The sequence below is a fragment of the Duganella sp. LjRoot269 genome (assembly GCF_964254095.1).
In the GTDB taxonomy this organism is placed as follows: Bacteria; Pseudomonadota; Gammaproteobacteria; order Burkholderiales; family Burkholderiaceae_D; genus Rugamonas; species Rugamonas hordei.
This window is the reverse complement of the sequence record NZ_CAXUSL020000002.1, coordinates 117,392-130,791: the sequence shown is the minus strand read 5'-3', so window position 1 is coordinate 130,791 and position 13,400 is coordinate 117,392. Positions and strand designations below refer to the sequence as shown.

Annotated in this window: 12 protein-coding genes; 1 reads left to right on the top strand and 11 read right to left on the bottom strand. The window is 57.9% G+C overall.

What is annotated here, in order from left to right:
* Window positions 1–71: 71 nt before the first annotated feature.
* The 4 genes from ACSQ3S_RS33320 to ACSQ3S_RS33305 form a co-directional block, all read right to left on the bottom strand.
* Window positions 72–980, bottom strand: a complete 909-nt coding sequence (locus ACSQ3S_RS33320; RefSeq protein WP_436145248.1) for a DUF6685 family protein — start codon at window positions 978–980, stop codon at window positions 72–74.
* A 10-nt stretch (window positions 981–990) separates the two neighbouring features.
* Window positions 991–1,290, bottom strand: a complete 300-nt coding sequence (locus ACSQ3S_RS33315) for a hypothetical protein (RefSeq protein ID WP_436145247.1) — start codon at window positions 1,288–1,290, stop codon at window positions 991–993.
* Window positions 1,291–1,323: 33 nt separating this feature from the next.
* Window positions 1,324–1,854 (bottom strand): hypothetical protein, encoded by a 531-nt coding sequence (locus ACSQ3S_RS33310; RefSeq protein WP_436145246.1) that lies wholly within the window; start codon window positions 1,852–1,854, stop codon window positions 1,324–1,326.
* An 87-nt stretch (window positions 1,855–1,941) separates the two neighbouring features.
* Window positions 1,942–3,234, bottom strand: coding sequence for a hypothetical protein (locus tag ACSQ3S_RS33305; RefSeq protein WP_436145245.1), 1,293 nt, complete (start codon window positions 3,232–3,234; stop codon window positions 1,942–1,944).
* Between the two features lie 588 nt (window positions 3,235–3,822).
* On the opposite strand from ACSQ3S_RS33305, the gene ACSQ3S_RS33300 reads away from it, so the two are divergent.
* Window positions 3,823–4,350 (top strand): hypothetical protein, encoded by a 528-nt coding sequence (locus tag ACSQ3S_RS33300; RefSeq protein ID WP_436145244.1) that lies wholly within the window; start codon window positions 3,823–3,825, stop codon window positions 4,348–4,350.
* Between the two features lie 5 nt (window positions 4,351–4,355).
* Here ACSQ3S_RS33300 and ACSQ3S_RS33295 read toward each other — a convergent pair whose 3' ends face one another.
* The 7 genes from ACSQ3S_RS33295 to ACSQ3S_RS33265 form a co-directional block, all read right to left on the bottom strand.
* Window positions 4,356–4,619: a hypothetical protein gene (locus ACSQ3S_RS33295; RefSeq protein WP_436145243.1), complete on the bottom strand. Its 264-nt coding sequence runs from the start codon at window positions 4,617–4,619 to the stop codon at window positions 4,356–4,358.
* A 73-nt stretch (window positions 4,620–4,692) separates the two neighbouring features.
* The gene (locus ACSQ3S_RS33290; RefSeq protein WP_436145242.1) at window positions 4,693–7,131 is read right to left on the bottom strand and encodes a DNA topoisomerase; all 2,439 of its coding nucleotides are present in this window, start codon (window positions 7,129–7,131) and stop codon (window positions 4,693–4,695) included.
* A gap of 158 nt (window positions 7,132–7,289) precedes the next feature.
* A complete protein-coding gene (locus ACSQ3S_RS33285; RefSeq protein ID WP_436145241.1) occupies window positions 7,290–8,102 on the bottom strand; it encodes a hypothetical protein in 813 nt (270 codons plus the stop codon).
* 75 nt (window positions 8,103–8,177) lie between these two features.
* Window positions 8,178–9,182: a hypothetical protein gene (locus tag ACSQ3S_RS33280; protein ID WP_436145240.1), complete on the bottom strand. Its 1,005-nt coding sequence runs from the start codon at window positions 9,180–9,182 to the stop codon at window positions 8,178–8,180.
* A 147-nt stretch (window positions 9,183–9,329) separates the two neighbouring features.
* A complete protein-coding gene (locus ACSQ3S_RS33275) occupies window positions 9,330–10,892 on the bottom strand; it encodes a UvrD-helicase domain-containing protein (RefSeq protein ID WP_436145239.1) in 1,563 nt (520 codons plus the stop codon).
* 69 nt (window positions 10,893–10,961) lie between these two features.
* Window positions 10,962–11,585 (bottom strand): hypothetical protein, encoded by a 624-nt coding sequence (locus tag ACSQ3S_RS33270; protein ID WP_436145238.1) that lies wholly within the window; start codon window positions 11,583–11,585, stop codon window positions 10,962–10,964.
* 209 nt (window positions 11,586–11,794) lie between these two features.
* A complete protein-coding gene (locus ACSQ3S_RS33265) occupies window positions 11,795–12,970 on the bottom strand; it encodes a hypothetical protein (RefSeq protein ID WP_436145237.1) in 1,176 nt (391 codons plus the stop codon).
* Window positions 12,971–13,400: the final 430 nt, after the last annotated feature.

The following is a 13,400-nucleotide window of genomic DNA, read 5'->3' as shown; positions in this document are numbered from 1 at the left end:
AGATTCTCCTGAAAGTATTCACTACAAACTCGTGCCACAATCACCCGTTGCAGCATCTGGACTACACCTATCTACCACTTCTGCTCAGCGTACAAACGCAAGTGCTTGCCCAAATCCGTAATACTCGCTTCTCGTAGGACTTGTGCCACACGTCGCGAACGCTTTTCCGATTTCGGAAGCAAAATAGCCCGCGTTTCGTCAAACGGGCGCGGCATGCGATGCCACAAGTATGTCGCCTTAAAGCGCTCCATCGCTTCATGAAACGCATTGGATATTTCGGCGTCGTCAGAGATCACGAACATGTCGAAATCATCCTCCAGGGACTGGACTGCACTCGGATTGATTCGATAGCTGTGCAGCGGCGCGGCAACACGTACCGGAACCTTTAAGCGACCAGCAATCGTCTTTGCTGCGGCGAAGTGATGCGAGCCATCGTCGTTGACCAGGTAGAGCGGTCCGTGCCAGCTATGGCGCACAAAATAGTCGTCCGAGTTCGCAGCCTTCTCAGGGCCCAGCGCGGCCTTCCGCATGACACGCGCAAGGCCAGACTCTGAAATCTCTGCGATCAGCTCAGGGCTGTCGGCGATCGCCATCGCCTCCATGGAAGTGAAGCTTTTCAGATTTGTCTTCGATGCGGAAAAGCCGTGAACCTGCTGGATATCGCAATTGAAGTTCTGGTGGATATCCAGTTCGATCAGCCGCTCATACTCAGGGCGACGAACGGTGAAGCTCTCGTAGTAATGAGAGCCGACATTTCGCCAGCCGGCCAATTCTCCTACGCTCTCCCGACCCCAGTCGAATCCAATGGGCTGGGTTAGCTGGGTCCAGTCCGGCACATCCTCTAAGTAAATGCTGGCCGGGTATCCATGCACTTCGACCAGCGTGTCAGGCCGAGCGCGCAGAAGGCGAATAAGCGAAGCTGGGTAGCCAAGGTCTTCGCGGGCGCCGTCAAAAAGGGCTTGCAATATGGAGCGCATCATGATTTCCCGTTTATGCCTTGTATGGCGGCTCAATGGGCAGCGCGATCCGGCGATGCGTCGGCTGTTCCTCGGCAGATCCGCTGAGCAATGCCCCTGTGTCTTCACCAATTGGAACCAGGGTAAGCATAGGACCGATCAAGCGCCCGACAACCAATTTTGGTGCCATGTCCGCGTGATAGCCACCGTCAAACATGTAGATGTCGTGCACTTCTCGCGGCCACTCATCGGCCAAAGCTACAACTGGGATATCGGGCGCAACGCCAGCGTCGAGCAGCTGCCCCAAATAGGTGTGTAACGATTTCAAATTCATTCTTGTCTCCTCAAACGTTGCGCTACTCAGACGTCACCCTAATGCCGGCAGAATCGGCACGAGCGCCATGTCCTGAGCCAGCAAAGCTATTTGCTCCGACCGGGATTGCTCAGCAGGTGTCCGTAATACCTCACCTGATGCGTCCACGATGGGCCCATATATCTCATTTTTTAAAACGAACGCGGCCACCGTTTTTTCAAGTTGATCATGCATGTGGACCTTCAGCACGTCGAACAGAAGCTGCACCTCGACATGCTCACCTGGCGTTAACTCATACCAGGCGGTCCCTAAATCCTCCTGCGACCGGCACCGATCAAACTCGTTTTTCTGGGTCACACGCCGAATGACTTGCTCCAACAACAGCAACTCGTAGCGCCCGTCGACTGCGAACTCAGCCCAGCTACGTTCGCGGTGTTTGGACAAATCTTCCAAAGACAGGCTGTGCTTCTTGAGCAGTCTTGCCAGCATGGACTCGGCAGCCTGTTGTTCCCCATCCACGCCGCGCGCCGCTAACTCGGCAATCTTAAGCAGCCGTCGACGCAAGCTGTCGTTTATCTTACCCATCTTCTCCCCGTCCTCTATAGCCCTGGTAACCCTGACCTCTTTCGACACTTTAGCTAATAGTCAGGGTGTCTCGCCAGTCTCAGGCGTTCAGGTGACGAGGCTCACCTCAGGTCCCGTCACGAACGGCGTTCGACGGCCCCTGAAGACCAGCGCCCCGTCCTCCACCCCAACCACGTGAGCACGCGAATGGAGATGTTCCGGAATGTGCTGCCGCTGATCGAGCGATCCCCCCGACACGATGCAGGCAAAGGTGGCATCACCACCAACCTTTAGGAAAACCGGGAGCTGGCCAGCGGTCTCTGCGTCTCGATAGTAAAGCAATGGTCTCGTATAGATACCCTGGAAGCGCAACTCATGCCCCACATAGCGCCAATAGTACAAAGAGTGCACAACACTGGCCACCGCAACGGACACCGGATCGTCCTGGTCGAACAAGAGCACAGTGGGCCGGTGTTTGGATTCAACCGAGAATACGCGCCCGACGTGCAGCCCCCTCTTCTCGATCAAAAATGCGAGTTCGGAGAGAGCCTCCAGTGCGGCGACCGGTCGGCGCTTCTTGAATTCGTCGAAGTCGTTCTCCACGCGCTCTATTTCGTCGCCTTGTCCCCGCTCGTACAACTCCCTGGGAATGATCGGTGTGCTCGCTGCCATACACGCCACTGCGGTGCGCACCTCCCATGCCGAGACGCTGTACTCTCCACCGTCTTCCGTTGCGCGTTTGCGTCCGATCGCATCGAGCATGCCTGCGAGTAGGGACTCAGTGCCTGTATCCTGAATGGCCTGACGATGCGCGTCAGGCAGCGCATGAACCAAGCTTCGAGCCCAATCCCGACCGGACGTGCTCAAAGATACACCCAAGTTCGGTTCTCGCGCATCCAAGAATCGGAATTCGCCAATGACATCCTCCAGACCAAGATCCGCTGCTGCTCGGCCAAGCGGCGTATCTTGAAACGACTTCGCTTTCGTATCGAGCAAAGCAAGGCCTGGCACCGCCATCGCGGACATGGTCTCTGCCCATAAACAAAGTGCAGGCGACGCTGCCTCGCCTGGAGGACCCAAGAAAACCACTGGGCCGGTCTGGTCCATCTCCAGCTCCGATGCGACAACCGCAGACAGCGTCGCCTCGTGGACGTCATTACGAGAAAATATCGTCCAGAAAGGCAAAGTACGATCTCGCCCCCCGCGTTTCAGCACCGTCTCGGCCTCATGCCAGGTTCGGAAACCCCGTGCTCGAGCCAAGGCCTCCTGACACTGCGATAGCGAATAGGGTTGGCCAAAGACTTCAATAGCAGCACGCTGCAGGCGTTTCGAGTCCCGCTTCAATGAGGCTAGGGTATAGCGAATGGATGCGCGCATAGCGCGCACGAATGAAAATTCCATCAAGATTCTCCGACAAAAAAGCCACCGATCGTATCGGGGCCGCAGTAGCCAATTCAATGCAGCTTTCGGTGTCGGAGACAGGGAAAGGCTGCGCCGCAATTCCCTCTCGCCAGAGTTCGCCAGATATTGGCAAGGCACGCGTGGGAGACGCGCGATTGAAGATTGCCAGAGAAAAAGGTTTCCCGCAAGCAGCTTCCTAGCGCAGCCTGCTGTTTTTATATTTGGACGTGGTTGCACCAGCCAATCAGTTCAATTCCGACTATAGTCAGCAGCGAAGAGGCCTCGCCATGCGTTCATCGACGATACGACAAAGCAGAAATACACTTTTACGATGTATTTTTTGCAGGAGAAAACGGAATACTCCCACTGCATAGAGCTTTTTCAGCTACAATTTTTACACTACTTTCGATGTTATTTCCGACCATGAAAAGTTCCGTTCCTGAGCAGGTGGCACTCCTCCGATCCGACGAGCTACTTGACGCCAATTCAGTGGCCACGAACCTGGGCATAAACGTCCGGTCAGCGGCAAATCTCTTGCAACGCTGGACAAACGAAGGCCTATTGGTCAGGACCGGCCCCGGCACGTACATGAGCAGTTTCATGGACCAGGACCAGGAGCGCCTGGTCTATCAAAGCTTGTACCGCAGATTCGGTGGCAACATGATCAGGATCGGGCAGACCGCACTGTCCCGCGTCGGTTGGTCACAACCCACTGACGTCGTGCACGTTGCGATCCCGCAGAGCCCATCCCGGCCGATGCCCAAAATTCACAACGCAGTGATTTATCCGGTTGGCGCGAAAATATGGAGCCAATGGCTGGCCCACTCAATCGAAATGGATCTGGACCGGCCTAAGGTGTTGCACCCGCTCGCCCAGTTGCTGGTGTACCTTGGGCTCAATAGCCCTGATGAAATGCTGGCGCCCGAGCTGCTCAACTGGGAGGCCATACGCAAGGAGCCGGCAGTAGTGCCGGCCATCTGCCAGTTCGACAAAGAGCTCAAGGGACTGGAGGATGCCGTAGACCCGATGCACTACTACAGCGCCATCTACCACCTCCGTTACGGCGAAGCCACCACGCCGTACACGGCGGATCTGCCTGGATTCGACGCAAGCTGACAGCTTCAGGCCACAGACGTTCCGACCTCCCGCAGCTTCACCCTCTCGGCCGGGCTCAGTTCGCCCGAACTGCGGATCGTGGTCGCCAGACCTGACATCTTCTCCAGGCCACTTGCCACGAGATGCAGCTCCAGGGCGGCAATATCTCGACCCTCTAACACCACCAAGACACTGTCGTCATCGCGGACATACCGGCTCGGCACCAAGCCTGCCTGGTGAAGCGCTTGTTGGATAACCAAGTCCGGCGAATACGATTTCTGATTGTTCATTCCATCTCCCACTAAACACGTTTGCTGAAGTGCAGATGCTTGCGTTGCGCATCGCATCCACACTTCAGCTCGATCAGTCAAACACCAGCTCGACCTTAAAGTCCTTGGTCAGTTTGTACGCGGCCTCAAAGTACTTGTTCTTCTTCACGGAGAGGAAACCACCAGCCTTGGGCGTGGTGCGTTTCGCCAGCAAGTAGTCCGCTTCCACCTCGCTCATGGTTCGACCGCTAATCGTCCGAGCAAACGAAAAATCATTGGTCTCGCAAACAAATCGCTCCGGCAGCGCGCGCATCGTTCCTTTGCATTTCGGGCACTTTTGCGTCAGCGCCGGCGCTGCGGCCAACGTGGCCGGATCCACCACAGCGCGATCGGGGAACTCAAAATCCAGTTTGAACTCGGCGTTTAACTTCAGCTTAGCGTTGAACGGCTTGCCGGTTTTTGGACTGACGAATCCTTCCAGGACACCGGTAATGCGATCTCGCAGTATAGCTTCCGCTTCAGCCGGGGAAATGGGGCGACTAAGCAGCATGCGCTTAATCGAGAACCCACACTCCCGCGCGCATGCGTACACGCCCAGGCCCCCGTGTATTGCGCCCCCACAACGCGGGCACGGACTCGACAGAGTCATTCGTTCAACGACCGGCGCCTTGGAGCGGATCGCGTCCAACATGTCGTGCGTGGCCACGCCGATTTCGGCCATGAATGCGTCGCGGGTGTACTTGCCCTCGCTCATCAGCTGCAGCTTGTATTCCCACTCCCCCGTCATCGCCGGCGACGTGAGCGCACCAATACCGTTGGCGCGCAGGAAGTGGATAATATTCATTCCCTTCTCAGTCGGAACCAGGATGTCTTTGACGCGCTCCAGATACGGAACCTTCGGCTTTTCCTTGGTCCCAGCGTTCAACAGATTTTCGATGATCGCCGCACGGGTTGCAGGCGTACCCAGACCTTTCTCACCCATGGCCTCGCTCAGTGCATCGTCGTCCAGCGTCTTCCCGGCGGTCTCCATCGCGGTCAACAAGCGGCCCTCGGTCAGGCGCTCCGGCTCCTTCGTCTTCTTGGCCTTCATCTCCATCTTTACCGGATTCACTCGCTCACCTGGTTGTACCGGGGCCATCATGGACTTCTTCTCCCGCTCGTCCACCTTGGTACCATAGACGGCGCGCCAACCTTCGACCTTCATGACGCGGCCCGTCGACCGAAACATCTCGCCGGAGACTATGGTCTCGCGAGTTGTCTGCATGTATTCCGCGGCCGGATAGAACGCTGCAATGAAGCGACGCGCGATCATGTCGTATACGCATTGCTCGGCCTCGCTCAGGCCCTGGGGCACCACCCCGGTGGGGATGATCGCAAAGTGGTCACTAATCTTGCTGTTGTCGAAGATGCGCTTCGTTGATCGAATCCAGCCGGCCTCCAAGGCCGTACGTGCGTGCTGATCATACGGCGTGCCGCTGAAGGCTTTCATGACCTCGCGCGCGGGCTCCACATAGTCCTCAGGCAGTGCGCTCGCGTCTGTCCGCGGATAGGTTGTGACCTTGTGCCGCTCGTATAGCGACTGCGCAATCTTGAGCGTCTCTGCTGCCGAAAGCTTGTAGCGCTTATTCACTTCACGCTGCAGCGTGGTAAGGTCAAACAGCTTGGGGGGCTGCTCCTGCGTCGGTTGGGTCAGGTCGCGCACCGACGACGGCGCCACGCCACGACATTTAGCCAAAATCGATTCAGCTTGGGCTTTATCCAAAATGCGGTATGGCCCCTCGGTATTTTTCCCCTCTGCGTCCTCACGCGATGTCTGGTTGTACCAACGCCCCTCGTAGGAACCACCGGCACCTGCGAACGTTCCGTGGATCTCGTAATAGTCCTGCGGCTTGAAGTTCCGGATCTTGTCCTCGAGGTCGACCACGATAGCCAGAGTGGGTGTCTGGACTCGACCGAGGCTGGACATCTGATACATGCCGCTCAAGGCCTCCTGAAGGTATGTAACGCCGCGGCTACCGTTGATACCGATAAGCCAATCGGATTCAGTGCGGCAGCGGGCCGCGTCGGCCAAGCGATCGTATTCGGTGGCGGCGCGCATCCCTTTCCAGCCTTCCCGGATGGCATCGGGCGTCATCGACTGAAGCCACATACGCTTCGAAGGTTTGCGGCAGCCGGCTGCCTCGTAGATCAATCGGAAAATCAGCTCGCCTTCGCGTCCTGCATCGCACGCGTTGACGACGGTGGACACATCTGGCCTCGCCATGAGCCGCTGGAGTAACGCAAAGCGGGCTTTCGCACGCTCATCGTTGATCACAGCCACATCGAACCTGGCTGGAACGATTGGGAGCGTCTCGAGAGATTTCCCGGTCTTGTCAGCACCTGGCGCCGACACGGCGGCCAAGTGGCCGGCCGCTGCAGAAACGATTGTATCCTCGCGCTCAAACCCGTCACGCGTTTTCGTGAAGCCACCCAGCGACTTCGCTATGTCCTCTGCAACCGAGGGCTTTTCGGCAATAATCAAGGTCTTGGTCATGGTCGTCGTTCTTTCTACGTCTGGCTCGTCGCCAACGAGCCTCATTGATAATCAGTGATGCTTCCGTCTATCGCGGCCCGGTACCGGAACACAAGGAAGCAACCTGGCTTGCCCAAACGGGATCAGCCGCCACCGACAAGGCAGCGGCCGGAGTTCGATCAGCGGGGCGCCGGGGTATCCGGCTCGTCGTCACCCAAGTCCGGATCCAGAGTGACGTCCTCTGCACTCAGCACGCCTTCGATCCCCAGCAGGCGCAGGATGTTCGTTTCTGCCACTGGCGCCGGATTAGCCGGCACGTCACCGTTGCCGCCAACCGCTTCCATGGAATGCGTTGCCAGAAGTATTTCCCGGGTCCGCGACGCGTCGTACACCTGGATCGATTCGTCGCTCTCTTTCACTTCAGGCGAAACGAACGACAGCGCGCCATGCTGAACAACGCCGTCGCGCACGCCTTCAGGATCGGACGTCAGCACCACGGTTCTGTTGTACGTAGTCGTCTTGGACACCTTCTCTACGACCGAAATGCCGGCCGCAGCCAGCTCATCAACGATCTTGCGCAGATCGGAGCCAGCCGCTTCGCCGAGAAAGGCTTTCAGCACTGACGCGTTCACCTGGCCGGTGGCGTCAGTGGAGCGCACGCGCGCGACATCGGCAATCTTCTGCAGATATTCCAGGCCGAGCAGGGCCAGCTCGTGCGGGCGATCGACCGACAGGCGCTCGACCGAGGCGCCCGGGCCGAGGCGCATGTCGCCCAGCGCGCGCATGATCTCGGGAACCCGTTCATCCGGGCGCAGGTAGGCCTCACCGTTTTCAATCGCGACGCGACCGAACATGCCGTTCGCGATCATGACTACCGCGGGGCCCAGTTGCACGGCAGCGGGATAGCTGGAGCCGCGCGCGTCGACAACGCGCACCAGGTCACCAGCCATGCAGCTGGAAGCCTGGGTGGGGGTGGAGCGTTGAATTGCCATGGTATTTCCTTTCGATGAATAGGGCCAAGCGCCCAGCCAGAACGATAGGCGTTTGGCGGGGCGTGGTTACAAAATTTATGGCTCTTCCGGAGGCCGATAATTTTCGATCTCTTGAATCAATCGCACCCGGCGTTCACGCTCCCGCGAATCGTCCAAGGAAATCTGGTCCACGTATGCCTGGACAGCCGCCAGATCCATCGACGCGCCAGCTGGCGTTCGGAAGGTCCCCTCGCGCCACCGGAGCCCAATCTTGCTGGCCAAGGCATTCCGTGCGCCTTCATCCTCGCCTGGCAAATCGGTATAGAGCCCATCCTCAGATACGCGCGTCGTGCGCACGCCGCAACGAGGACAAGCCGGACTACTGAGCAGTGGCGCCCAGAAGCGAACGTCGCCAAAGTCCTCGCAGCTTTGCACCTCGTAAGACATCGCCTGGCGCTCCCTCCGAGCGGGCAGCTCAACGACTCGGGACACGATATGCTTGGAATGGCAGGTGATCAGCTTGAACGCGGGCGCGGGCGGCAAGTCCGTCAGCCCAAAAAGTTCCTTCACAGGCTCCCGAAACTTCGCATAAGGAAGCAGTTCAGGATGCTCAACGGCCAGGCGCGCAATTTCGCTAAACGGAATGCGGTAGCGCCCTGCCAAATGATCGACTTGTACCCAGCCTTCGGTGACAAACTGGCGCCAATAGCCCCGATCGATCCCCGTCAGTTCGAACATCTGGGTGGCCGTCAATCCGGTACCCGAAAGATGCTGGCGCAGCATCGCCAAACGAGCGGCTTGCTCGCCGGCCGCCCAGGAGTACCCGGACCAATCGATTGGTTGCCTCAGGCGCCTCTTCACCTCTGGCTCGCCCTCTTCCGCGTCTCTGGTTCGCTTCGGTCTCTGCTGCTTTTGTGGGGCGACAATAAAGCTGAAATAGCTGGCGAATCGCTTCGGAGTCCAGTGATATTTCTGCAGATATTTGGTGAGCGTCTCCTTCGACACGCCCAGCAACTTGGAGGCGCCTTCAAGTGATTCGTGCGCGAGGAGACGCGTAATGTGGCTTAGTTGGTCCGGCTTGAGAATAGGATTTCGCGGCATATGTGCGATACGTTATGGATATATAGAACGGAACAACTATGTTAGAAATAATGCCGACTATAGTCATCGGCACACATAGGACCATTCTAAAAAATCGGCGTGTCGTCTCGCAAATATCCCGCGTATTAAATTACGTTACCTGTCCCATCATGCTGCTCGCGGCAGGTTGCTGTTTTCAGCCTCCGATGGTGCCGGGGCGGTGGGCGCCTTAGGTTCGGGGAACAAACGTGCGGTCGCCGGCTGTTGACGGAACCATTCGACGATCTCCGCCGTCGGCGCAATTGCCTTCATCGCGCGCGTGAGCGCGACGTACATCAGATTGGCTTCCTGCGGATCGATTTTGTTTGGACTTAGCCACTTGTCGCCGTCTTTTGGATCCTTGAACGAGAAGTAATCATTGATCAGGCGCACCACTGGCCATTCAAGCCCCTTTGATTTGTGCGCGGTCGTCAGCACGTAGGGGGCGTTGGCTTCAGAGCGCACTTGCTCCCTTTTGAGCGTCTCGACAATGTTCGGGATCTCATCGCCGTACTGCGCGACCAGGCGATAAACGGGACCAGCTTCCGGATCCTTCGTCACCTCGACATAGTCCGCCAGCTCGGTCCAGCTCTTCATCAATTTCAGCACTGGATCCTGGAAGCTCGCGCTGCTCTCCCCTTTGAAGAGGCGGTAGGCCTCCAGAATGGGCGCGACGCGATAGTCCTCGAAGCCTTTCACCCAATGGAGCTTTTGGCCTTTCATATGAAGCTCGAAGCCTTTGCCGATTAAGCCCGCGACCGTCCGAGCCAAGTATGCTTGCTGGTCCCCTGGCTGGACTTTCCCGGCCGGGCCCAAGCCGATCAAGGGCAATGGTTCCTTCTTCCAGTGCTGCAAAAAGGTCGAGGCAAGAATGCCGATGTTTTTGGAGAACCGGAACGAAGCAGTCAGCGTGTGCGTTTCTTCAGCCTCCATCTCGTCCATCAGATTCACGGCGCCGCGAAAGCCGTAGATGGACTGGTGCGGATCGCCGATATAGATGCGCGAAGCATGTTCTTGGCGCGACACCAGGTACGCAGACAGAGGGTTAGCGTCTTGGCACTCGTCGAAGAGTATGAATTCATACGGCAGCTTCGGGTCCGTATTGACCCATTGCTTGAGGTAGACATCGGGAATGGCTTTCGCGTCGGTGTCGTTCAGATCCGTCATACGAGCCCACAGGCGCTGCGCATTGTCCATCACAGCACCGGCAGCAAAGCGCACTGCAGGAAAGTCGCGCTCATCGGGCAAGTGTTTATCCGACAGCACCTTATCCGCGCTGCACAAGTAAGTATGGACGGCTTCGTTGACGGCCTTGGCAACGCCGTAGTTCACGTCCAGCAGCTTCGCGGTTACGCCGGCACGCAGGGATCCGTTGGAAGAAAGCTTGCACGCCGCATCCAACGCGGAACCAAATCCGTTCCACGCCAAACTATGCGTGGTGCGCGCTTCCGTATTAACAGCCAGTGCCTTCAGACGCGCGTTCGCCTGCATTTGGGTAGGTTTGCCGAAGGCCAGGTACAGGCCGCGTGCCTTCGGGCGCGCCGCCGCATAGCCCATCGCGAGCTTGGTCTTCCCGGAACCGGCACGAGCCACCACTTTAACGGTTTTAGCTGAAGAGAGAACGCCGCCGAACTGCTCCCGCGTCAACGTCGAGAATTGCGGGAGCTTGCTAATCGAATGAGTCTGTTTCATATCTGCCTTTCAGAGGTTGGCTTTGTTCGCCATTCTGAAAGGCTTTGGTAGACGCGGTTGCAACTCCTGCTATTCTTGTGCTCCGTCTGCCGGATCCGGCGCACGATAGTGTGACCCAAACCGATTGGCTTCCAACGATCTCGCCAGATCCGAAACGATTGCCCGACGCTCTTGAACTCGATCTGGCTGCTTGTGGCTCTCCTCCACCACGGCGCCATGCTGCTCCATGTGCTTGCGAAGTTGCCGCTCAGTGTCGATGGTGGACTTGAGCCAATTGACGTCACCGGAGACCGAACGAAGCATCTGTACGATTTCTGACTCGGCCGCTGGTATAGATGACGGGGCCCTCAATTGAGTCACGGCCTCCAACAGCATCGCGCGAATTGACGTTGCGTCGATTTGAGTTGCACCAGGAGCGGACGGCCCCGGCGCGCGACTGGCGCGCTCAAATCTGCTACGTGCTGTTTCGCGGGCAACCTGCACCGCAGCCCCTTTTGAACCACGGCCCACGATCGCGAGGAGTAATGAGGATGTCGGAGGAAGTCCCAGGATATCCAAGGTGTCGGCAGTAACGCGCATTCTCTCAATGGCGGAGCCATTTTCGTCGACCTGCAACCGTCGGCAGACCTGCTCAATTTCAGCAGCATCCAACCAGGGAAATGAGGCGGCCAATGCCTCGCGAATAGGTTTCATGAGCGGTCCAGTAGCATTTGTACCAAAAGGATACCATATGGTACGAATTTCACGAAACGACGGGTTGTGCCGCATTGAAGGCTAGCTCAGCCGTGGAACATCGGCCTGCTGGCCCCTCTCATGGGAGCCAATTCTGTGATAAGTCACTGATTTTGCTGAAGTAAATTTCCGCGTCAAATAATTCTGTGCTTTCCCGATTGTTTCACGGATTACGGCACGTCGCGTTGCTCGTCGCTGGGCCCAGCGGATTCCATCAGGGCAGGATTGTTCTCGAATTCCTGGGCCTGGAGGAGGACATCCATACCAGGTACTGGGACCGGCACGCCGGCGTTGCGGACGCGTCGCAGCATGCTGAGATTGTTCGCCCGGTGTTTGCCCGAGTACCAGTTTTCACCTGTATGCGGGGAGTGTCCCATCATTGCCGCCGCGACAAAACCACCATACGCGGCTGCGATATTGGCACGAGCCTGGTGCCGCAAGGTGTAGAGGGTTACGCGAACTGGAGCCTTCCCTCTCCGAGCCTCGGGCCACAGCTCCTCACAGGCTTTCTTGAGCGCCCGCGAGCATCGCACAGAATAATTGGTTGCGGGGTCCTCAGCGGTCGGGTTCGAATTGAGGAACGCGTGGAGCTGATCGTGATGTTGGTGAACGTGGACCTGGTACAGGCCGGGTTCAACCACAATGGTTCTTTTCCAGCCTGGCTCGTCATCCTTGCGCTTTGCAGTATCCACCTCGAGCGCGATCCAGCCCTCTGGGGGCTCACCGTGCGGGACCTCGTCAGCCCGGGCCGGGCGTATGGTTGTCCGCGCCCACTCCGCGGGACGCAGGCCTGTTGCAAGAATGGCCATGGCAAAGGACTGGGCCTTGAGCGGACGCAAGTTTCGCGTGGAGTACCCGGTCGCCAGGTGATTGATCAGCTTCTCGAAGTCCGCAGCCGACACCGATTTGGTTCTTGGCCGGCGGGAGGAGACCTGCGGAGCCCCCAACGAGCGAGGATCGGCCATGGGTTTCTTCGATGCGACGATCAGCGCAGCCAGTGCCCGGACGAGACTCGGTTGAGGCAGGCCCTGCTCGACAAGCGCCTGTTCTCGGGCATTCATCGTATGCAAAAAGCCGTGTCGATACAAATTCCAAGTGGATTGCGCGAGCAACTTGGAATGGACGAAGAGCTGCTTGACGATATCCACCGGGGAGAGCAGGCCAACTTCAACCTGGGCCTCGCGCGAGTATTTGTGCTCGAGCATCTCACTGTTCCGGGCGTACAGGTCGACGGTCTTCTTCACGGGCGGCGGGACGCCTTCGGTCGCGCGTGAAGCCCGCCACTCGGCGAGAATTTGGGTTGCGAGCTCCAGGGGCAGCTGGTCCAGGAGGATCTCGGGATCCACGTTTCTCAGGGCCGCGGCTGTAGGAGGGGCGTCGGGCATGAAGAGAGGGGGCTTGGCCAAGACTTGGCTCTGCGTCGGGCTGTTATTTTGCATTGAAAAAGTACGTGGTTTGACTCGGACGGTGGGTTGTCCAGAGCCGGGTTTTCCCGAGTTAATGGGTGCGACTGCGCCGGGTATCACTGGAGCCCAGTTTTTTCCGCGAAAGAGGCCCTGCCCTCCCATTAGGTGACACCCTGGGCCTGCCGAAGAACTGGTCACCTAACACAAGCGTTGGGTTGATATCCAGCATTTTACCGGCCACGGATTTGCTACGGCGTCACTATGAGTGCTGAAGAGAAATTTTTATCGAAAATACCATCCTCGGCGAGGCGGTTTTCACCTCCAGACGGTGCGTCCATTCCTCGGCTTCGGCCTGCAACGGCGTGCGAAA